General features: G+C 39.6%; 19 protein-coding genes. 8 read left to right on the top strand and 11 right to left on the bottom strand.

Going from position 1 to position 20,707, the window contains the following annotated elements:
• The first annotated feature begins 36 nt into the window (after positions 1–36).
• Complete coding sequence (locus ACE1EF_RS00240; RefSeq protein ID WP_375718584.1) at positions 37–1,428, top strand: TlpA family protein disulfide reductase; 1,392 nt, start codon at positions 37–39, stop codon at positions 1,426–1,428.
• 51 nt (positions 1,429–1,479) lie between these two features.
• Here ACE1EF_RS00240 and ACE1EF_RS00235 read toward each other — a convergent pair whose 3' ends face one another.
• The 3 genes from ACE1EF_RS00235 to ACE1EF_RS00225 are packed head-to-tail and all read right to left on the bottom strand — an operon-like array spanning position 1,480 to position 4,512.
• Entirely contained in the window at positions 1,480–2,295 is an 816-nt protein-coding gene (locus ACE1EF_RS00235) for a M48 family metallopeptidase (RefSeq protein WP_375718583.1), read from the bottom strand.
• Positions 2,296–2,323: 28 nt separating this feature from the next.
• Entirely contained in the window at positions 2,324–3,238 is a 915-nt protein-coding gene (locus tag ACE1EF_RS00230; RefSeq protein ID WP_375718582.1) for a GNAT family N-acetyltransferase, read from the bottom strand.
• Positions 3,235–4,512 (bottom strand): polysaccharide deacetylase family protein, encoded by a 1,278-nt coding sequence (locus ACE1EF_RS00225; protein WP_375718581.1) that lies wholly within the window; start codon positions 4,510–4,512, stop codon positions 3,235–3,237. The genes ACE1EF_RS00230 and ACE1EF_RS00225 overlap by 4 nt, the downstream gene beginning before the upstream one ends.
• Positions 4,513–4,706: 194 nt before the next feature.
• On the opposite strand from ACE1EF_RS00225, the gene coaD reads away from it, so the two are divergent.
• The 3 genes from coaD (at position 4,707) to ACE1EF_RS00210 (ending at position 8,458) form a co-directional block, all read left to right on the top strand.
• On the top strand, positions 4,707–5,180 hold the full coding sequence (coaD, locus tag ACE1EF_RS00220) for a pantetheine-phosphate adenylyltransferase (RefSeq protein ID WP_375718580.1): 474 nt from the start codon (positions 4,707–4,709) through the stop codon (positions 5,178–5,180).
• A 9-nt stretch (positions 5,181–5,189) separates the two neighbouring features.
• A complete protein-coding gene (locus tag ACE1EF_RS00215) occupies positions 5,190–7,838 on the top strand; it encodes a C1 family peptidase (protein ID WP_375718579.1) in 2,649 nt (882 codons plus the stop codon).
• 83 nt (positions 7,839–7,921) lie between these two features.
• The gene (locus tag ACE1EF_RS00210) at positions 7,922–8,458 is read left to right on the top strand and encodes a hypothetical protein (protein WP_375718578.1); all 537 of its coding nucleotides are present in this window, start codon (positions 7,922–7,924) and stop codon (positions 8,456–8,458) included.
• A gap of 110 nt (positions 8,459–8,568) precedes the next feature.
• Here the strand turns inward: ACE1EF_RS00210 and ACE1EF_RS00205 are convergent, their stop codons facing one another.
• Positions 8,569–9,015 carry a DUF5606 family protein gene (locus ACE1EF_RS00205; RefSeq protein WP_375718577.1) on the bottom strand — a complete coding sequence of 149 codons (447 nt, stop codon included), beginning with the start codon at positions 9,013–9,015 and terminating at the stop codon, positions 8,569–8,571.
• 106 nt (positions 9,016–9,121) lie between these two features.
• Positions 9,122–9,880 carry a TerB family tellurite resistance protein gene (locus ACE1EF_RS00200; protein WP_375718576.1) on the bottom strand — a complete coding sequence of 253 codons (759 nt, stop codon included), beginning with the start codon at positions 9,878–9,880 and terminating at the stop codon, positions 9,122–9,124.
• Positions 9,881–10,025: 145 nt separating this feature from the next.
• On the opposite strand from ACE1EF_RS00200, the gene ACE1EF_RS00195 reads away from it, so the two are divergent.
• The gene (locus tag ACE1EF_RS00195) at positions 10,026–10,454 is read left to right on the top strand and encodes a hypothetical protein (protein ID WP_375718575.1); all 429 of its coding nucleotides are present in this window, start codon (positions 10,026–10,028) and stop codon (positions 10,452–10,454) included.
• On the opposite strand, the gene ACE1EF_RS00190 is transcribed toward ACE1EF_RS00195, so the two are convergent.
• Positions 10,447–11,301 (bottom strand): pyruvate, water dikinase regulatory protein, encoded by an 855-nt coding sequence (locus ACE1EF_RS00190; protein ID WP_375718574.1) that lies wholly within the window; start codon positions 11,299–11,301, stop codon positions 10,447–10,449. The genes ACE1EF_RS00195 and ACE1EF_RS00190 overlap by 8 nt on opposite strands.
• A gap of 86 nt (positions 11,302–11,387) precedes the next feature.
• On the opposite strand from ACE1EF_RS00190, the gene ACE1EF_RS00185 reads away from it, so the two are divergent.
• Positions 11,388–11,804 carry a flavodoxin family protein gene (locus ACE1EF_RS00185; protein WP_375718573.1) on the top strand — a complete coding sequence of 139 codons (417 nt, stop codon included), beginning with the start codon at positions 11,388–11,390 and terminating at the stop codon, positions 11,802–11,804.
• On the opposite strand, the gene ACE1EF_RS00180 is transcribed toward ACE1EF_RS00185, so the two are convergent.
• Complete coding sequence (locus ACE1EF_RS00180) at positions 11,801–13,381, bottom strand: aldehyde dehydrogenase (NADP(+)) (RefSeq protein ID WP_375718572.1); 1,581 nt, start codon at positions 13,379–13,381, stop codon at positions 11,801–11,803. The two genes, ACE1EF_RS00185 and ACE1EF_RS00180, sit on opposite strands and share 4 nt — an antisense overlap.
• Before the next feature lie 260 nt (positions 13,382–13,641).
• Between ACE1EF_RS00180 and ACE1EF_RS00175 the strand changes: the two genes are divergently transcribed.
• Both ACE1EF_RS00175 and ACE1EF_RS00170 read left to right on the top strand, forming a co-directional pair.
• A complete protein-coding gene (locus ACE1EF_RS00175) occupies positions 13,642–14,091 on the top strand; it encodes a hypothetical protein (RefSeq protein ID WP_375718571.1) in 450 nt (149 codons plus the stop codon).
• Positions 14,092–14,285: 194 nt separating this feature from the next.
• Positions 14,286–15,299, top strand: a complete 1,014-nt coding sequence (locus ACE1EF_RS00170) for a dihydroorotate dehydrogenase-like protein (protein ID WP_375718570.1) — start codon at positions 14,286–14,288, stop codon at positions 15,297–15,299.
• Between the two features lie 54 nt (positions 15,300–15,353).
• Here the strand turns inward: ACE1EF_RS00170 and ACE1EF_RS00165 are convergent, their stop codons facing one another.
• From ACE1EF_RS00165 to ACE1EF_RS00150, 4 genes are all read right to left on the bottom strand, one after another.
• On the bottom strand, positions 15,354–17,072 hold the full coding sequence (locus ACE1EF_RS00165) for a peptide MFS transporter (protein ID WP_375718569.1): 1,719 nt from the start codon (positions 17,070–17,072) through the stop codon (positions 15,354–15,356).
• A gap of 148 nt (positions 17,073–17,220) precedes the next feature.
• Positions 17,221–18,714 (bottom strand): peptide MFS transporter, encoded by a 1,494-nt coding sequence (locus ACE1EF_RS00160; protein WP_375718568.1) that lies wholly within the window; start codon positions 18,712–18,714, stop codon positions 17,221–17,223.
• A 51-nt stretch (positions 18,715–18,765) separates the two neighbouring features.
• Positions 18,766–19,404, bottom strand: a complete 639-nt coding sequence (locus tag ACE1EF_RS00155; RefSeq protein ID WP_375718567.1) for an NUDIX hydrolase — start codon at positions 19,402–19,404, stop codon at positions 18,766–18,768.
• 1 nt (position 19,405) lies between these two features.
• Complete coding sequence (locus tag ACE1EF_RS00150) at positions 19,406–20,650, bottom strand: ABC transporter permease (RefSeq protein WP_375718566.1); 1,245 nt, start codon at positions 20,648–20,650, stop codon at positions 19,406–19,408.
• Positions 20,651–20,707: the final 57 nt, after the last annotated feature.

Below are 20,707 nucleotides of genomic sequence, written 5' to 3'. Positions count from 1 at the left end.
TGTTTAATTTAAATAAAAATAATATTGATTAAGATTATGAAACAGACTTTTTTTATCCTGGCATTAATAGCTTTGGTTTCTTCATGTAAACCTGCTGATGAAGCTGAAATAACAGGAAATATAACAAATGCAGGTGATGCGACCCTTTATATCAGAAACAGTGCTTCAGGTGTGATAGATACGCTGAATTTAACTGATGGAAGTTTTAGTGATGTCGTAAAAATAGACAGAGGACAATTCCTTGATTTTATCATCGACCGTTATGGCTTCTGGCTCTATGCAAAGCCGGGAGACAAAATAAAGGTAAGTTTTGATCTTCAGGATTTGAAAAACAGGAAATATGACCTGGTCAATATTGAGGGAAGTCCTGAGAGTCAGTTGACACTTAAAGTGGTAGAAAATACATCGAAGATTCCGGTTAGACAACTGCTTGCTTTCCCGGCATCTAAATTCGATGATTATCTCAAGTCTGAACTGGACCGGAATTTTGCACTGATCGACAGTTTTAAAACAGCGACTAAAGTGTCGCCGGAATTTACGGATATGATTAAGATGTATGCCAATATCAATGTTGCACAGATTTATAAGTATTATCCGGCTTACCATTCCCGTTATGCTCCTGGCGATACATCTGCCATTCCGGAATCATTTGCACTGGTTGGTGAAGATATTCCCCTGAATAATATGACCTATTATAAGTATCTTCCTTCGTACAAAACCTTTGTTTTAAATGAATATCAGATTAAAATTGATAATGCTTTAGGTGAATATAAGGATGATTCAGAATCTGATGTATACCTGAATAAGTCAATCGATGCGATTGACTCACTGGATGCAGACCCGGAAATTAAAAACGATCTTGCAAAGAACATATTCAGGATGTATCCACGAATGACCGAAAGTCAGAAAACTATTGCAGAAAACAGATACCTGGAGGTATTATCGAATGACAAGGATATTGATGAATTCAGATCAAAGATGGAAACGTTTAATTCCATTAAACCCGGTATGCCGGCACCTGACTTTTCCTATCCCGACATGAATGGCAATATGGTGTCTCTTGACCAGCTTAAAGGCAAAGTCGTATACGTTGACGTTTGGGCTACCTGGTGCGGCCCCTGCAAATATGAAATCCCATTTCTTAAAAAACTGGAAGCGGATTTACACGATGAGGATATCGCTTTTGTAAGTGTATCCATCGATCCTGATAAGAGCGATTGGGAACAAATGGTTAAAAGTGAAAAACTGCAGGGTTATCAGATCTTTGCAGATAAAGCCGGTGAATCTGATATTGTAAAGAAATATATCATAGAGGGCATACCACGGTTTATCCTTATCGGAAAGGACGGTAAAATAATTGATGCGACAGCTACGCATCCATCTGATCCATCCACCAAAGAGATATTACTTAAGTATGCTAAATCGTAAAACCGACAGGACTACATATCAAAAAACCACAGAAGCTTCTGTGGTTTTTTGTTACTGGAACAATGCTTTAAACTTTAAGTACCTTTCGGTATGATACGCTCCATCTTTTCCGGAATATGTGGTCCAGTGTTCCTGTATTTTTTCAGACCGGTCCTCCGGCGATGGATGAGTACTCAAAAATACAGGGGTATATGATTCTCCCTGCATCTCTTTTAAAATATCAAAAAAATCTCCGATTGCCCTTGGTTCCCAATCTCCTGAAGCCGACATATACTTAACGGCATATTCATCGGCTTCATATTCCTGTTTTCTGCTAAATGCCAGGCCTTCGAGTCCCAGGGCCAGGTTAGAAGCCATAACAGCCAGTTCTGAAGGCTCATCACCTAATAAAATATTCAGTAATAATGCAATTCCCTGGGTTTGAGTCATATTATCGGTTGTGTGCCTTCGGGCTGCATGCGCCATTTCATGTGCAAGGATTCCGGTAAGCTGTGCTTCATTTTCAATCACATTAAAAATGCCGGTATAAAAGAAAATATATCCTCCCGGAGCACAAAATGCATTGACTGTCGAGTCTTCTATAATAAATAACTGCCACTCAAACCGATCGTTATAGGCTACCTGATCTGTAGAAAGCAAAAGGGTTTTCAGAGAATCCAGATATTGATATGCTTCAGTGTATTCAGCTGAATCCAGAACGGAATAATGCTCAGGATCATTTAAAATGGTATCCCTTAACTGCTGTCCCAGGGCAATATCATCGTCAACCGTAAACAGATTGAATGAATTATCTGCTGGCGCATTGCTATCCTTTTCACAAGCCCAAAAGAGCAACAGTACAGGTAAAAGTAAAACTAATTTCTTCATTTGGATTATTTTAAATCAGATTGCAAAACTAATCTTTTATCCATTTAATGATCCGGGGGAGCCTGTTTATTTTAATATGGTAATATTTTTCTTCGGTTGAACCAAATCCCTTGTAAAAGCGTGCAATACCTTCAATATCCGATCCTTCAAAATCGAGAATTTTCCTCTTTCCTGCGTTTTTCTCTATCTGTTTCCATACAATAAAAGCCATCGCTCCGGTTTTCTGTGCAGTTTCTTCAGCTGCGGAAAAAAGATAAATAAACCGGGAACCGGACTTTTGGAAATAGGTACCTCCCAGATATCTGTTGTCCGAATCATAGGCATAAACTAAATCTCCCAGTCCGTTTTCAACGCCATAATGTATGATATCTCTGATCCTGCCTTTGAGAAGATCATCAAATTTTGAGTTATACTTACGTAATTTGAATTGCCTGTAGGTTTCCAGCAGAGGTTCAGGATCAACCATTGATCTGACCGTAATATTCTGTCTATCAGCCTTCTTTAAATTTCGTTTTGTATTTGTATTAAACCCGGTCTTAAGATCGGATAACGGATTATTCAAATCAAGAACCAGGTTGGTATGAGATGTAACTTCTGCGTTATCCAATTGGGGTTCAAAGGGTAAGAAAACCTTAAAATCCAGAAATCTGAATCTGTCAGGAACAGCTTCCATAAACCGCCTGAATAATCCAGGATCAGGTCTGGTGCCATAAACTGTGGTATACTGCATAAAAGGGACATTAAGCACATACGGTATCCCGAATTTTACAGAAGTAGCCAGCGGCATCACTGCAGAATAATCATCCAGGACCAGGCCGTGCCATTCGCTTGTAACACGATCCAGATACCAGCAATAACCGTAGCTGGTTTCATGCCATGAATGTGCAACAAGAGCATCCCATTTTGAATCATCAATATCTTTTCTTTTCAGGAAACGGATCATTTGACACTAACTTTAAATATATGCTCTAAAACCTGGTACCAGTTTTGCCAGTCTCCCGGTCCATCGAGTGACGAGTTATGCCAGATAAATATAAATTCACCATGATAATTCCTGGTCGTCTTTATAAGCTGTTCAATCTGCATTTTGGCTTCCTCCACACCGAGTTTCAGATGATCTTTCAAAGTCCCGTCCATCAGAACAAATGGTTTTATAATCAATTCTGTTTCGGTATTGGTGGTCAGATCAAAAAAAGGAAACGGATGGCAGGTTCCGGCTCTGAAGCCGGTAACGTGAGCATAGCCCATGGAATATTCTTTTTCCACACCATGAGCGGCAAGCCTTTGAAATGTTTCAGGCAGCGAAAAACGAAGGTAGTGTTGCCGGGAACACGTAGGTTTCATGTTGACAATCCGATGGAACAAATTCATTTCATATTGCAGACTGTCAGGTACATCATTTGACCTGTACGACGGATGTATGCCAAGCTCTGCCCACTCAGCAGTATCATTTATCAGGTTTGTCATCAGAGGCTGCAACGGATACAGGTTTTTGTCGTATTTATCCCGTGTTCCCAGCTGAAAGAAGAATGCCGGTTTAACCGAATTTTCAGCACAAAGCTTTTTGAATTCATTATAGGTGTCATATGGATCCTTTTTCAGCCCTGTATTGACCCTGAAACGCTCAGCAGCAAGCTTAAACCGGCGGTTCATAACGTCTCTAGCGTAACCCGCCAGTGTCAGCCAGAAAGGTCTGCCAAGATAGGCATAGGCTACATCCACATCTATCGTTGGCTGTAACCTGAATTGTGGCGGATTGAGCGTGATCTCAAAATGTTCCGTAAGCAATTTCCCGAATCTGTATATCCACTCATCAGCTATCGGTATGTTTAGAAGATTTTGTGTGTATAAGTAACTCTTTTCAGGTTTAAACCGACCATGTTTATCCGGATCATTCTTAAAATATTCTTCATACCTCGAAACAACATAAAACACGGCACTGAACAGATCAAAATCAAATATAAAATTACCATTTGCCGGAAATAACTGCATCTTAAACTCCGGCGCTTGGTCTCTCAGACCTTTTTCAGATAAAAAACCGGAATCATATATCGTCAACCTGCCCCCGTATGGTTCGGAATCATAAACAACAACATCAGCATCGGAGTTCAGGTATTCCGGATCGTCCACCCACTTTACAGGAATCCCAAGTCTGTCACTCAACAGGCGCGCAACAAAACCATGCCGGTTACTTATGTGTTTTGTAAAAAGGAACATGAATCAAAAATAGTGATAACCTTTATTTATTCATAGAAAGGAAGAATTTATTTGAATAAAATGAAACACCGGATTGAATCGGTGCTTTTTATTGCAGAAACAAGATAAGATACATAAAGTGTTATTCTATATTAAATGTGTATTAATTAATGGTTTTTTTTACCTTTGTTTCTCTGTCGTAACAATATAAAAAGATGAGTGATAAAAAAGTAGCGATATTTCCCGGAAGCTTTGATCCGATTACCATTGGTCATGAAGCCATAGTGAAACGAGGTTTGTCCCTTTTTGATGAGATTATAGTAGCCGTTGGATACAACTCAAACAAAAATACCTACTTTTCTTTAAGTGCCCGTATGGCTATGATTGAAAAAGTTTTTGAAGATGAACCTGCAATTACAGTCAGAGGTTATGACGGCCTGACGGTGGAATTTGCCAAGGATGCCGGCGCCCGGTTTATTCTAAGAGGAATACGAACTTCTGCTGACTTTGAATATGAGCGCGCCATAGCTCAGATAAACAAAAAAATGTCCGGTATTGAATCTGTATTCCTGCTTACAACGCCGGAACAAACTCCGGTTAATTCAACTATTGTCAGAGATATTTTACGTCATGGTGGAGACGCAACCATGTTTTTACCTGATAAAATTAACATTAAGGACTTTATTTAATTCAAGGAAATGATGGGAAGGTTTAGTGTAGCAGTACTTCTTTGTTGTATGGTTTGGTTTTCTGTATTATCTCAGGATATTAGTAAAGCACCCTTTAAAAGTGACTACCGGAATTTTCTTGAACATCCGGAAGAATACAGAAACTACCGTCCTCACCCTTTTAATGTGCATTATTCTGACATGGAACTGAAGAGTGCAGAGATGTTACCTGAGTATTTTGACCTCAGAGATGTAAATGGTGAAAACTATGTATCATCCATTAAGGATCAGGGCGTTTACGGTACATGCTGGGCTTTTGCAGCTTCAGCGTCTCTGGAATCCTACTGGATGAAACTGGGCCTTCCTGAGGTCGCACTATCAGTCAGAAATTTTGCCAACTGTCATGGATTTGAATGGTCGCCATACGATGGAGGAAATGCTTTTCTGGCAGCTGCTTACCTGACACGCTTATCCGGACCTGTATACGAAACCGCCGATCCGTATTCAAATATGAAGGTTGAAGGATGTACTTCTGTAACAGATAAAACCGAATATCCGGCATATGTAACACAAATGTATATGGCCTCGGGCATTGATAACATTAAACAGCTTATAGTAAAATATGGTGCAGTTGCTACCAGCATGAGTACCAATAATTTTTACACCCATTATAATTCAGCATCCTTTACGTATTACTATAATGATGTACTACCCGTAGATCACGGTGTAACCATTGTTGGATGGGACGATAATATGGTAGTCAATAATATCGCTACCGGGAATCCTCCGGGCAAAGGGGCCTGGATCATTAAAAATTCATGGGGAGATGACTGGGGACTGAACGGGTATTTTTATGTATCCTACTATGATAAGTATGTTGGGAAGGAAATATCACTTTATCCGGGAAGAATAGAAACAGATGAAGTGGATACACTCTACCTGTACGATCAACTTGGTGCGATCACCTCCTGGGGTATAAAGGATGCCGGTAACCGTGAAGTAAGCTATGCCCTTGTTAAGTATCATGCCCCTGTAAAACAGGTTATAAACCGTATAGGATCGTATGTAAATACAGGAGGTACAATTCTGGATGCTGTTGTAGCTAAAACATGGGACGGTTCTTACCTTAAAGATACAATAGAAGTACTGTCCACAAAAATATGCCGGTTCCCCGGCTACCACTCTTTTGAAATGTCATCAGAGATTGACACAGGTGATTTTTATGTGCAGATCAGGTATGAAACACCTGGTTACAGCTGGCCGATTCCAATTGAAACCGTAGAATCCGGATTTTCTAATCCGCGGCTTGAGCCGGTTGGTTACCAGTGGATCAGCAGTGATGGCCTAAACTGGGAGGATGTGGGGATAACAGCAGATAATGACTTTGATTTATGTGTAAGAGCTTATGCTAAAAACATGGAAGCGCCGGTTGCAGGATTTGTTGCTGAACGCCCAAATTACTGTATGGATAATGAAGTTTCCTTAATTAACACAACAGTTGGTGCAGTAGACTCTTTCAGGTGGATATTGTTCAATGCAAACGAAGTACTTGATACTGTGATGACCTATGCGGCAAGTGAAAATCTTTCCATGAATTTACCGGAAGTTGGATTTCTGGATGCCAGACTGGTTGCTTACAGTAATCTCGGTAATGATACGATTACCAAATACCAGGTACTGGAAGTAGTTACTGAACCGGAGATATTTCTGATAAATGGTGTGGGCGATGATATTGTTGCCAGGGGAAAACCGGTTACTATTATAGCACATGGAGCTGATGGCTATATTTGGCCGGGAACAACAGATTATCCTGAAACAACAGGCCCTATATTGACTTTTAACATTCAGTCACCGGAAATCTGGATAAAAGTCAGGGGATTTCTGGGCACCTGTGAAACCACGGATAGTATAAAAATTCAAAGTGTTGTTGTGCCCTATGATGACATCGCTGATGCTTATGAGTTGACCATTAATGAGCTCGAAGGTCCGTTCAGTAATGCATATGCCACAGTTGAAGCCAATGAACCGGCACCTGAAGAAGGGAACTGTAACAATCAGATAAGCTGGTGCACTGAGGGTGGTTTGCAAAACAGTGTCTGGTTTAAATTTAAAGCGCCAATGACCGGTAAAGTTGGAATTACTTCTACAGGATTTGATAATCAGCTGGCACTCTATGATGCTGTTGCAACCGGCACCTGGGAAGATATAATGAGCGGAAATGAGTCAGATTATACACTGATTGCTGCAAATGATGATGCGCATGAGTCAGATTATTCTGCTGAGATATTTACGGTATCTGATCTTATACCGGGTAAAACCTACTGGATTCAGATGGATGGCTCGGCAGGTGGTGAAACAGGTGAAGCTTACCTGCAGGTAAAAACAACTCTCCCAACGTTTGATGATTATCCGGTAAGTGTCTATCCATCCATTATTATTGACACCTTAAAGTTTGACTTAAAAGGATTAAACGAAACGGGAGCTGATCTTTATATTTACGACCTGAATGGAAGAGTTGTATTCAATAAGCATATTGACAGAACAATGACCGACCAAACCATATATGATGAAACCAAATACGGCATGTTCTATTTGAAAAATCCGGACTTGTCCCGTGGAATATACATCATTGAAATTAAATCTAACAACTTCCACTATATCAACAAGTTCATATATTGAAAAACGCTGAATTCTGAATTTGGCACACCATTTGCATAATTGTTTTCAAGCGCGCTGATTAGTTTAACTTAAAATCAGTAATCATGAAAACAATAACAAAATACAGGGTACTCGCGATGGTGTTAATGGTTGCATTCACATTATCAGGCGTAAAGGCTCAGGAAAGAAACAGAGCCAGATCTAATAATCATAATACCAGAGATAACAGACATGAAAAAGTGGAACAAAGAAAAGAACAATCCACTTATAAATATAAAAACTACAACTACACCGGTAATCATTATAAGAACCAGGGACCGGTTGTATTTAACAACAGACCAGTAAAGTATAAGCATCAAAGAACTTATCATAAAAGGTTACCTGTTCAGACACGTCCGCATCTGGTGGTTAAGCCCCCAAGGAATTTCATGGCTGTTCATATTGATGGTTCAAGATACTATGTACATAACGGAATGTTTTACAGACATATTCCTAACAGAGGATTCATTTTAGTTGAGCGTCCTACGCATATTAAAGTACTTCCTGAAGGTGTTGTTAAAGTAAGAATTAAAGGAAACTTTTATTTCAAATATCATAATATTTTATTCGAATGGACTCCATGGGGTTATCGGATTGTTTAAATGTTGAGTTTTGGCTTAGTCCAGAGTGGTGATTGCTTATCGCTTTATGCGATAACACAAAGGCCGGATCAATCCTGATCCGGCCTTTTTCTTTTATTCTAAGAACCCTACTATTCCTTTTCTTCTGTATCAGCTATACCCTCCTCACCGTCATTTGAGTCCTCTTCTACATCCGTTTTCAGAAGATCATTTTCCAGCAGTAAGTTATACCAGGCCAACACTTTCTTCATGTCTGAAACATAAACCCTGTCCCGGTCGTATTCCGGCAAAATCTCTTCAAAATACGTTTTAAGATCATCGCCTGATATACTTTTGGCATCCGGGGCGGGATTACCTTCACCCTCTTTTTCAATAATTGCTTTAAAAACGTCCGCCAATGGCACTTCCTCAGTTTCGGTAAAAATGGCAATGTCTTCTAAAGAAATTACCTTTGCAAATGAATGCGCAGGGATACGCTTACCATCAAGTAATGATTCAACAATTATGCTGTTTTTACCCTGTGTGACCATTTTATAAAGTCCGGGTTTTCCTGATATTGATAAAATTCCTTTTAACATGTATTTGTTTTTTTGAACGGCAAAAATAATATTAAGATATTAGATAAAAAACAGTGTTTATGTAATTCATGAACGTTGCCCTTATTCAGATATTATCAATTGCTGATTAATTCATTCCACGTTCTTTCTTTATCGCCTCATACGCTTCGCTGACTTTCTGAAACTTTTCTTTAGCCTGAACAACAACTTCTTCGCTCAGATGGCTCACCTTATCCGGATGAAATTTAAGCGCCATTTTCCGGTACGCTTTCTTTACCTCCTCATTCGATGAACTTCTTTCGATTTCCAGAACTTTATACGGCCAATAAATATCGCTTACAAACATCGATTTGATTGAGTTAAAGTCACTGTCTGAGATATTGAAGTAACCGGCAATTTTCTGTAACAACTCAAGTTCTTTGGGATCAACGTTTCCATCAGCGGCAGAAACACCAAACAACAAGTGCAACAACTGTAACCTTGACGGGTGATCTATATTGCGCGTAATCTGCATACAAACATCCCGCACCGGAATATTTTGTTTGATAAGATCGCCCAGCATCCTCACCGCTTCCTTCGCGGCATCAGCACCAAACATCCTTACAAAATTATCTTTAACATAATCCAGTTCTGATCTGAGGACTTTTCCGTCGGCTTTCATCACAGCGGCTATTAATACCAGAAAAGAAATGTTAAAATCTCCCCTTGTTGCACTTCTCTGATATGTCTGTTGTGCAGATCCCCTGTATGACTGATAGTTCTGCGTTTTTGCGCCGGTTTTCATTTCATCGACCACATAGCCCAGTGCAGCTCCTAAAATTGCGCCTATAGGACCTCCTCCAAGTATAAAACCAAGGCCACCTCCTATCCAGCTAAATTTTCCCATTCAAATAATTGTTAAATTTCAAGCCGTAAAAGTACAATTTTTAGGCGAATAGTCACTTTAATGAAATTATGAATTAAGACATTTTAATACAGAAATACATGCAACCATTCTTGTTGATAAGCTTTCTTTAAATCAAATAAATAATATGTATAAACTTCTATTAACCGTCTTAATTCTTCTGGTGCTTTCAGCATGTGAAAATGAACCTGCCAGTGAAAGACATTATGCGATTAACTTGAATGACACGGTTACTTTCCGTTATCAGCAAGTCAGAATTAATTCCGATGAAGGTTTTACACTCTGTTTTGACAGCATAAGCTCAGACTCCCGATGTCCATTAGGAGTGGAATGTGTCTGGGAAGGAAATGCAGCCGCAGTGTTCTCTTTTTCTGATCACGAAAAAGATACTTCCTTTGTTTTGAACACAAACAGATCAGAGATATTTCCCGACAACATAGTAGTACAGAATCTCATTTTTAAACTTGTATCCGTTACGCCCTATCCTGAATTTCCGGATAAAATACAAAAGGAAGCATATAATTGCAGTATTGTGGTCAAAAAAAGGTCTAACTAACCGGAGATTCATGCGGAAAATCACTTCCAAAACGTTCTGATACCATACCTATTATCTCATTGGCAGATGTTTCAATCGGTTTATTTGTCACATTTACAGTACTAAATCCTCCTCGTTCAATAATCAGATTGAAATTTCTTATCTCCCTGTTCACCGCAATTGAATCAATATATTCTGAATTACTCAGATTATTCATTTGCGCCAGTCGCTTATGTCTTTGAGCAATAAGACTCTGAGGTGATATTTTTAATGCAAACACACGCTGGGGATCAATCTGAAATAATTCCGGTGGAGGATCAATTCCCAGAACGATGGGAATATTAGCTACTTTCCAACCATACATTGACATATAAACACTTAATGGCGTTTTTCCACTTCGGGAAACACCAATCAATACAATCTCTGCTTTTTTTAAGCGATCATGATTTAATCCATCATCATGGTTCATCGCAAATTCTATCGCCTCTATCCTGTCGAAATACTGGGCATTTATCCTTCGATACAAACCCGGCACATTTACCGATTTCAGTCCAAGCTCATTTTCAAGAAAATCAGCCAGTGGCCCCATAAAATCAATATGATCAACCTCATGTTTTTTGCAGGCATCCACCAGGATTTTCCTTAGTTTTCCATTTACCATCGTATGACACAGGAGTCCGTTATTGGTTTTTACCTTTCTGACTACTTCCTCTATTTTTTCCCGGTTCTGAACATTGGGAATAATATTCACGGGGACCTTATTGTCAGGATACTGAATAATAAGGGATTGAACCATTGTGTGTCCGGCTACCCCCTTACCACCCGAAACAATAAAAATGGGTCGTTTTACATTTTCTTTATTGGGCATGGGCTATAATATTACTATTTTTACAAAACAAATCTGAATTTACAAAAGTTTAGTCCAAACAGTTGTCTTCTTAATTTCCGACACCAATGAAAATAACCATTTTATTCAGAAGTAAAAAGGGAACTACAAACGCATTCGCCCGCGAAATAGCTTATTATCTGAAACAAAAAGGAAATTCTGTTACAGTTAAATCCATTGATGATTACAGTGATGATTTACTTTCCGGGTCAGATTATGTTTTACTGGGTTGCTGGACACAAGGTATGTTTCTCATGTTCCAGCATCCTGATAAGGAATGGAAGCTGTTCGCAAAACGCCTGCCTTCACTTAAGAATTATAAGGTGGTATTATTTACAACTTACAAAGTGTATACCGGCGTAATGTTTAAAGCTATGCGGAGCCTACATCGGGATAAAGCAAGTGACATACTTGCTGAACTTAAATCAAGAAACAACAAATTATCGGATGAGAATAAAAAGATACTGGATGAGATAATCCGTTAATCTTTTCCAAGTTTACCGTTTAATTTACGCCAGATCCCTAATATATTTTTGTCTTTCAGTTCTTCCGGCAACAATGCTTCCGGAGCATTCTGAAAAGCAACAGGTCGAACAAACCTGAGTATGGCATCCGGGCCTACAGAGGTAAATCTACTGTCAGTAGTTGCCGGATAAGGTCCCCCATGCTGAATCGAAGTGGTGACTTCTACTCCGGTTGGAACACCATTAAATATTAGCCGTCCTGCTTTATCTATCAGCCGCTTAATCAGATCACCGGCGCTATTAAAATCAGAATCTGTTCCAAAAACCGACGTAGTCAGCTGGCCTTTTTGCAGGAAAGCAAATTCAATCATCTCATCCATGTTTTCACAGATTACCAACAACGAAAATGGTCCGAATATTTCCTCGTGCAATAGAGGATTTGTTCTGAATGTTTTAAAATCCACTGTAGCCACTCCGGGAACACCTGCATTTTCTAAATCAGTCAGGTGAGGTGACTTTGTTAAAAGCTTAACATCTTTTTGATGAAGTGCTTTTTCAAGTCCGTCCAAATAGTTACCGGCAATTCCTTCACTTAACATTACAGAAGGAACAACCTTTTGAAATTCCTCATCAAGCACTTCAGAAAAATGTTCCAGCGCCTTACTTTTTATTCCGACCATAAGTCCCGGATTGGTACAAAACTGTCCGGCACCTAGAGTAATGGATGACGCCATCGTTTTTGCCAGCTGAACACTGTTTTTTTGTAAGGTTTCATCCAGAAAGTAAACCGGATTGGTACTGCCCATCTCAGAAAAAACAGGAATCGGAACGTCCCGTTCATTTGCCAGCCGCCACAAAGCCATGCCCCCTTTGAACGAACCGGTGAATCCTACTGCTTTGGTCAACGGATGCTTAACGAGTTGTTCACCAACGCTGAACCCATTATCATTCAAGGACGAAAATACACCATCCGGCATTCCGGTGCGCTCCGCCGCACGATTTATGGCATCAGCCACCATTTCATTTGTTCCTGCATGAGACGGATGAGACTTTACAATTACAGGATTTCCTGCAGCTAATGCTGAAGCGGTATCTCCACCTGCAGTGGAATAGGCCAATGGAAAATTACTGGCAGTAAATACCACCACAGGACCAATAGGCAAATACATTCTGCGTAAATCAGGTTTAGGATTAGGCTTTCTGTCAGGATCGCCATGATCAATACTGGCATTTACCCATGATCCTTCTTTGATTAAACCGGCATAAAGTTTCAGTTGTACAACAGTCCGTGCCCGTTCACTTTTAATACGTTCAACCGGCAGGGCTGTTTCTGCTGAAGCTCTTTCTAACAGCGCATCACCCGTCGCCATTATTTCGTCTGCAACTGCCAGCAGAAATTCGGCTCTCTTATGTGCCGGAACATTCCGGTACACAAAGAAGGCCTTTAATGCCTTTTGCATGGTATTGTTTACTTCATCCCGGGTCGCAGCGAAGAAAGAACCCTCAAGAGCTCTGTTTTTAGCCGGATCCATTGTGTTGTATGTGTTTGACCCCAAATTACTCAGTGCATTCCCTATTCTGTTTTTACCATGAATCATCGTTACTGTTTTTTGTTATAAATAACATTGCGTTCCGCATCCTGAACAGTACGAATTTAAGACATCCACCGATGAAGTAAAAACGCCAATTATACATTCTTAACAAACTAATTACAAATACGTGTTGATTTTAGATTAATGTTATAATAATTTTATATTTTTAGGAATGAATTGATTTTCTTTGCAATTCAGGATTAAAAATTAATATTAAATATGCTGAATTATCGGACAGGATAATATTTTCCCGTCAACCGTCTTGAATGAACAACTATTTATACGATAACATAGAAGAATTTGGTACTAAGGATATTCTTTTTTTCTACTATGCTAAAAAGAACGATCTGTGGGGCATACTTGATATTGATTATGAAGAACTGATCCCCTGCAGGTATTCTGAAAAACCGGAACTGGCATTTTTTGAAGAGCTTTACAAATCTGAAGTTACACCTCAGGAACCGGTCAGGCTCTTTTATCCCGACTATTACGCTTACGAAATGGTTTTTAAAGCCCGGAATGCAGAGGGACGCTTTGCTGTTTTTTTCATTCAAAAACAACTAATGCCTGATGTTAGGGTATACCGGAATTTCAGTAAGCATACATTTGACGACTTAAGAATTGACACCAAAACAAAAGAAATTCACGTATCGGTGAACGGCATAAATAAAACGTACACCTTCAGCTATTTCGAAGAGCATTATATGGACTCATAGGTTCATCGTAACAATAAACAGCCTTTTTTGATCATAAATCAGTTTAAGCATACCTAATTTTTCTTCTTTCAGTAATCCCCTGATTAACAAACCATAGCTATCCTTAATCCGCAACTTACTTAGCTTTTATACGCAAAATTCAAAATTCAATTAAACTTTTCGGAGAATCCAAATGTTTTTAAAACAAAAATGCCATGAATAATCTCACTACAAAGTTAATGGGTGTTGAACTTAAAAACCCACTTGTTTTAGGGGCCTGCAGCCTATCAAATCATCCCGAAAAGTTAAAGGAATTAGAAGAAGCCGGTATTTCTGCCATCGTTTTTAAAAGTTTATTCGAAGAACAGATTATGCGCGAGGCATATGAGCTTGACGAACAGCTTCATCAGTATGATGATCGTAATGCAGAAATGACAAACCTGTTTCCGGTTGTGGAGCATAGCGGGCCCGGTGAACATATTTTAAAATTAAAAGCAGCTGTTAATGCAGTTAATATACCCGTATTTGCAAGCATTAACTGTGTGTTTGAACAAACCTGGGTAGAATATGCAAAAGCACTTGCAGAAACCGGTATTGCCGGCCTTGAACTGAACTTTTATGATACGCCTAAAAAGCTTGAACGGACTGCTAAGGAAATTGAAGATTACCAGGTCAGGATTGTAGAAGCCGTGAAAAAGGCAACAAATCTTCCGGTTCAGGTAAAGCTGAGCCGATATTATACAAATCCGTTAAACCTGATAGAGCGACTTGATAAGGCAGGAGCCAATTCGTTTGTGTTGTTCAACCGATTGTTTTTACCGACCATTGATACACACAAGGAAGAATTTGCTTTAAGCTGGGATTACACTGAACCCGAAGAGCGCTTATACGCTTTAAGATTTGCTGGTTTATTGTACGGTAAAATTGAAGCCGATATCGTCAGTAATACCGGAATATATACCTGGAACGATGTAGTGAGTATGATTCTTGCCGGTGCCAATTCAGTTCAGATTGTAAGCGTTATATATAAATGGGGATGGAAACATATTCCAACAATTCTGGATAGGCTGGATGGCTGGATGACATCAAAAGGATATAAGTCACTTGATGATTTCAGAGGTAAACTCGCACACATAAATATTAAAGACAAAACGCAGTATACGCGTGCACAATACGTTGATATCTTACTCAAACAAAAACCATTGTTTTTAACAGAAGATATCCGTTAATTCAAATCAATCATTCAAAAAAAGAGCGTTGCATCCCTGCAACGCTCTTTTCTTTTATTGTTTACTGATTACATGTTCTGTGTAGACCCTCTTAAGCCATTTCATGATAAAGAAAATAACAAGAAATGCACCGAATGTGAGAATAGCATTCGTCAGGAAAAAATTGGACTTTTTCTCAAACAGATCCCACATTCCCGATAACACACCGGACAGTTTATTGCCAATGGCTGTTGATAAGAACCAGCCCCCCATCATTAATGCCGCAATTCGTTTAGGGGCCATCTTAGAGACCAGGGATAAACCCATCGGACTCAGGCAAAGCTCTCCTATTGTTATTACCCCGTAAACACCAAAGAGCCAGAAAACAGAAGCTTTATCTGCGCCATTCTTTGAAAAAATTGCTGCTGCCACCATAATCAGCCAGGAAAAGGCCGATATCAGCATTCCCCATGCAATTTTCCCGGGTGTGGTCGGTTCTTTTTTACGTCGTCTTAGAAATCCAAAAAATGCCACAACTAAAGGAGTCAGGAGTACAACAAAACCCGGATTTATTGATGCCTGAAGTTCGGTTGGCCATAACTTAAGCTTACCATAATCCGAGCGTTCATCCTTTGGAATAGCATCCCAGGTTTCTTCTGAAATGTCTGCCGGTTTTCCTTCAAGATTACCCTTGGGCAATTCCCCGGTGTAGTTGTCAAAATAATAACTCATTCCAATTTCAGTTCCCCGGGGCTCTCCATGCAATCCTACAATCTCCCGCTCTCGCGGAACAGTTGAAACCTCCTCGGTACTGGCTATTTTATTCAATACCATTTCGGTATTTTGCCCAACATCGCGCTTGGTATTGTATTGTGTCCAGTAAGTCAGGGCTGATCCGTTCTGGTGAAAAACAGCCCAGAATATAATGACTACACCAAATATGGCCAGAAGGGCTGCAATAGGTTCCTTCTCATTTTTATCCGCTGTCCGCCATACATTATAGAAATAATAAAGTACCGGTAAACAGAAAAAGATAAATGCATCAGTTGAGTCGCTTCCGAAAATATTATTGGGAATCAACCAGCCCAGGGCAGCAGCACCAAATGCGGGCAAAAACATAGTTGAAAATATACGCAAAAGGCTCATATCGTTTTCTCTCTTTGGAGCTATTTTATCAGCCTCTTTAAGTTCCGGTGTGGAAAAGTTTCCATATGTGAACCATATCAATCCGACAAACATTCCGATACCGGCAGCTGCAAATGCCCAGCCCCAGCCATAGGTTAAACGAAGATATGCAGCCACAAAGTTGCATACGAAAGCACCGATATTTATGCCCATATAGAATATATTAAACCCATTATCCTTTCGGGCTTCATATTCCGGTTTCTCATAGAGTTTTCCAAGAAGCACAGAAATGTTGGGTTTAAACAAACCATTCCCGAGGATTATCAGCAGCAGCGAACTATAAAAAACTGGCATGCTGTCCGGAATGGATAATCCGATGTAGCCCAATGCCATCAGTGAGCCTCCTAGATAAATGGAGAGTCTGTAACCGAAAACCCGGTCTGCCAGAAGTCCTCCAAAAAACGGAGTCAGATAAACCAGAGCCAGATATGTTCCATATATATCAGCGGCTTCAAATTTACTCATCCCCAGTCCGGGAAAGGATGCACCTTTGGACTCTGTCATGTAAAGTGTAAAAATACCGAGCATCAGATAGTAACCAAACCGTTCCCACATCTCGGTAAAAAACAAGATCATTAATCCTCTTGGATGATGTCGTTCTTTGCTCATTGTTATGTGTTTAGATGTTAAATGAAATACCTAAAAAGCAAATGTAGCGAAATATTCCAATAGAATTTCATGAACTGATAAAAGTCATAAGGGTAAACAAAAAACCCCGGATAAATTCCGGGGTCTCATATGGTATATATAAGTAATATTACTTCAAACCCTTCATCATTTTTTTCAGGAATGGAGCTGCAATAGCCATAATCACACCAACTATGGCCGTTTCAATGGCAATGAACCAATAAAGTGGCAAATCAAATTTCTCGACAATTGGTTTTAACATTGCTGCCAGGTAGTTCCCCAGTGCAAATGACCCCATCCAGATTCCCATCATAGTAGAAACCAGTTTTGCAGGAGACAATTTTGTAACCATAGACAAACCAATAGGTGACATAAACAACTCACCCCAGGTATGTAACATAAATACAGCCACCAGCCAAAGCGGACTAACTAAAATACCGGAAGAAGCTCTTTCATTTGCAAATGCCATAACCACAAATCCCGCACTCAACAGAAACAAACTCCATGAGAACTTCATTGGTGTATTCGGATTAATTTTCCATTTATCCAGCTTGGCCCACAAAATGGTAAATAAAGGTGCGAACACGACTATAAATATGGCATTGATTGTCTGGAACCATGTTGCAGGAACCTCAAAACTACCAATGGTTCTGTCTACCTGATCCCTGATAAATATATTAAATGTACTTCCTGTCTGCTCAAATCCACTCCAGAAAAAGATATTAACCAACGCAAGTATCAGAATAACCGTAACACGACTCCACTCTGTTTTCCCATTGGTATTCTTGTAAATAATCCGGCCTAAGTAACCAACAGCAAAAATAGCAACACCTATGACAAGAATATTTTGAATTACACTTGGGATTTCTTTCCACCCAAGAACGAAAATCGTTACCAAACCAATAATACCTGCAATGTATAATACGATATCCAACCGGTCCTTTCCTGTAAGAGTAGTTTTGGTTCTGTTATACTTCGGAGGCATACCGGTTGTTCCAAGCGCCCCATGTGAAAAGTAGAACCAGGTAAAGCCAATTAACATGGCGACTGCTGCAGCCAGAAAACCGTATTCCCATGCTATATCTTCACCCAACCATCCTGAGATAAGCGGACCAATAGTGGCTCCGATGTTGATACCCATATAGAAAATTGTAAATGCACCATCGCGCCTTGGATCGCTAATTTCGTACAGATCACCTACCATTGTGGAAATATTCGGCTTAAAAAAACCGTTCCCACAGATAAGCACACCTAAACCAATAAAGAATATTGTTTGCTTATATTCATAATTAGCAGGACTGATTATGGCTGAATATGCCAGTAAAAACTGACCTATAGCCATGGTCATGGCACCTATGTAGATGGTTTTACGCTGACCCAGAATTTTATCTGCCAGCATACCACCAATAATCGGTGTTACATACACCATTCCTGTAAAAATACCATAAATGACCTGTGCTGCATTTTGCTCCATTCCAAATCCGCCGGTGGCGAATGAAGCTGTTAAAAACAACATAAGTAATGCCCGCATGCCATAATAATTAAACCGCTCCCACATCTCTGTAGAGAACAGTGTTAACAGGCCTATCGGGTGTCCAAAGAAAGCCGTGCTCTTGTTTTTCATTTATACCTTGTTTTTAGTTTTTCTGTATTGACTTACAAAAGTATCATTTTTTTACTTCGTTGTTCGCTTTTCAGAATACTCTCTCCAAATTTCCTCGAACTCGCTTATCATCATGGCCGTGGCTCCCCAGAGTTTTTCACCATGCAACTTATAATATGGTGCTTCTATTGAGAAAGTTCCCCTAACGAAAGTAAATACATCTCTTATATCAGGATCAGTAAATAAACTCAGCTCTGCTGTAATCACCTCTTTTACCTCACCAGGATCCGGAATAAATATGGGTTCATAACCAATATAGCCCACGTATGGTTCAACAATAAAACCACTTACAGGAATCTGAACCGTTGTTAGTTTGCCTAAAAGCTGAACATCGTCCGGATTTACACCAACTTCTTCAAAAGTCTCGCGTAAAGCAGTTGCTGACAGATCTTTATCTGCTTCTTCTTTTTTACCACCCGGCAAACTTATCTGACCGCTGTGGGCACCATTGTACACCGGACGTTTAATAAAAACGGTCTGCCACTTCTCCCCCTTTTTAAAGAGGAGCAAAAGCACACCGCTTAAAACGGGATTAAGCATTGGCTCAAAACGATTGGTTCTGCTTGCCGGAGGTACCATTTTCAACTGAGCTTCCTTTCCTGGAAGTTCATGTTTTAAACGCTCTGCCAACCACTCAGGAAACCCAACCATATTACTCAAATTTCATTGTTTTTGAAGGATTGATCTTTGTAATAATGTAAGAAGGCAAAACCATCATTAAGACAATCATAATCATGGATCCGGCATTTAATGCCAGAACATGCCACAGTTTCAGATTTATTGGAACGGTATCCACATAGTAATTTACAGGATCAAGCGGAATAAACCTGAAATAATACTGGGCAAGACAAAGCAGAACTCCAATTACATTTCCCCAGAACAATCCCTTAAGTATAAGAAAGGAGGCATTATATAAAAAGATTTTCCTGACAGACCAGTTTCTGGCCCCAAGAGATTTGAGTAACCCGATTGTTGCAGTCCGTTCAAGAATAAGGATCAGTACACCTGATATCATATTAAAAGAGGCCACTGTGAGCATTAAAGCCAGAATAATCCATACATTCATATCCAGCAAATCCAGCCAGCCAAATATATCCGGATGCAATTCCTTTATGGTTCTGGATAAAAGAGATGAGCCCTTGTCATCAAATTTATTTGCTGTTTTAAGAAAAACTTCCCGCCCGATCTGATCCAGATGATCAAAATCATCAATAATAATCTCAAAACCACTCACCTGGTTATCATTCCAGTTATTGAGTTTTTTTATATGCCGGATATCGACAAGAACAAACAGCTTGTCAAACTCAGGAAAATTCGTGCGAAAAATACCTTTGACATAAAAACTGCGCGCCCTTATTTTATTCTGGAAGAAGAAGGTATTAAATTTATCCCCTAACTTCAGATGCATCATTTTAGCCAGCCGTTCAGAAATCATGACACTGTCATTCCGGGTACCGCTTCCAAACTGAACCGGTTTACCACTCACCAGGTTCTGATCGATAAAAGAGTGGTCAAAATCAGTATCAAAACCTTTGAGAATAACACCCTGTACAGCATCGCCATGTTTTATGATTCCGGGTTTTGTTGCATAGGACTGAATTTTTTTTACCCCTTCAATTTTATACAATGAGGCAACAAATGAAGTATCCGCTTTTATGGGTACCGTCTCAAAGCTGTTGTTATTATCAAAATTTGAAATTCGGATGTGGGATCCGAAGCCAATAACTTTTGCCCTGATTTCCTTTTTAAACCCTGTAACAATAGCTACAGAGATAATCATTACAGCAAGTCCGAGAGCAATACCGGCAATAGCAACCTTTACAGCAGGTCCCGAAAACCGGGTACTTTCTGAACTGCCTTTATAAATGTTTTTTGCTATAAAATATTCGAGATTCAACGTTGTAATGAATTTTCACAAATGTAGAAAAAAAAGGCACTGATTAAAATTCAGTGC

Source organism: Quyinboa sediminis, from assembly GCF_042219855.1.
GTDB lineage: Bacteria > Bacteroidota > Bacteroidia > Bacteroidales > UBA5342 > JBHJHP01.
This window is presented reverse-complemented; position numbering and strand designations above follow the sequence as displayed.

What these genes read in the sequence shown, in the direction of transcription:
- ACE1EF_RS00195 (WP_375718575.1), top strand. Translation starts at nt 10,026, where the DNA reads ATGTATAAACTTCTATTAACCGTCTTAATTCTTCTGGTGCTTTCAGCA.
- ACE1EF_RS00160 (WP_375718568.1), bottom strand. Translation starts at nt 18,714, where the DNA reads ATGAAAAACAAGAGCACGGCTTTCTTTGGACACCCGATAGGCCTGTTA.
- ACE1EF_RS00185 (WP_375718573.1), top strand. Translation starts at nt 11,388, where the DNA reads ATGAAAATAACCATTTTATTCAGAAGTAAAAAGGGAACTACAAACGCA.
- ACE1EF_RS00225 (WP_375718581.1), bottom strand. Translation starts at nt 4,512, where the DNA reads ATGTTCCTTTTTACAAAACACATAAGTAACCGGCATGGTTTTGTTGCG.
- ACE1EF_RS00215 (WP_375718579.1), top strand. Translation starts at nt 5,190, where the DNA reads ATGATGGGAAGGTTTAGTGTAGCAGTACTTCTTTGTTGTATGGTTTGG.
- ACE1EF_RS00200 (WP_375718576.1), bottom strand. Translation starts at nt 9,880, where the DNA reads ATGGGAAAATTTAGCTGGATAGGAGGTGGCCTTGGTTTTATACTTGGA.
- ACE1EF_RS00230 (WP_375718582.1), bottom strand. Translation starts at nt 3,238, where the DNA reads ATGATCCGTTTCCTGAAAAGAAAAGATATTGATGATTCAAAATGGGAT.
- ACE1EF_RS00205 (WP_375718577.1), bottom strand. Translation starts at nt 9,015, where the DNA reads ATGTTAAAAGGAATTTTATCAATATCAGGAAAACCCGGACTTTATAAA.
- ACE1EF_RS00180 (WP_375718572.1), bottom strand. Translation starts at nt 13,381, where the DNA reads ATGATTCATGGTAAAAACAGAATAGGGAATGCACTGAGTAATTTGGGG.
- ACE1EF_RS00190 (WP_375718574.1), bottom strand. Translation starts at nt 11,301, where the DNA reads ATGCCCAATAAAGAAAATGTAAAACGACCCATTTTTATTGTTTCGGGT.
- ACE1EF_RS00235 (WP_375718583.1), bottom strand. Translation starts at nt 2,295, where the DNA reads ATGAAGAAATTAGTTTTACTTTTACCTGTACTGTTGCTCTTTTGGGCT.
- coaD (WP_375718580.1), top strand. Translation starts at nt 4,707, where the DNA reads ATGAGTGATAAAAAAGTAGCGATATTTCCCGGAAGCTTTGATCCGATT.
- ACE1EF_RS00155 (WP_375718567.1), bottom strand. Translation starts at nt 19,404, where the DNA reads ATGGTTGGGTTTCCTGAGTGGTTGGCAGAGCGTTTAAAACATGAACTT.
- ACE1EF_RS00170 (WP_375718570.1), top strand. Translation starts at nt 14,286, where the DNA reads ATGAATAATCTCACTACAAAGTTAATGGGTGTTGAACTTAAAAACCCA.
- ACE1EF_RS00240 (WP_375718584.1), top strand. Translation starts at nt 37, where the DNA reads ATGAAACAGACTTTTTTTATCCTGGCATTAATAGCTTTGGTTTCTTCA.
- ACE1EF_RS00175 (WP_375718571.1), top strand. Translation starts at nt 13,642, where the DNA reads ATGAACAACTATTTATACGATAACATAGAAGAATTTGGTACTAAGGAT.
- ACE1EF_RS00165 (WP_375718569.1), bottom strand. Translation starts at nt 17,072, where the DNA reads ATGAGCAAAGAACGACATCATCCAAGAGGATTAATGATCTTGTTTTTT.
- ACE1EF_RS00210 (WP_375718578.1), top strand. Translation starts at nt 7,922, where the DNA reads ATGAAAACAATAACAAAATACAGGGTACTCGCGATGGTGTTAATGGTT.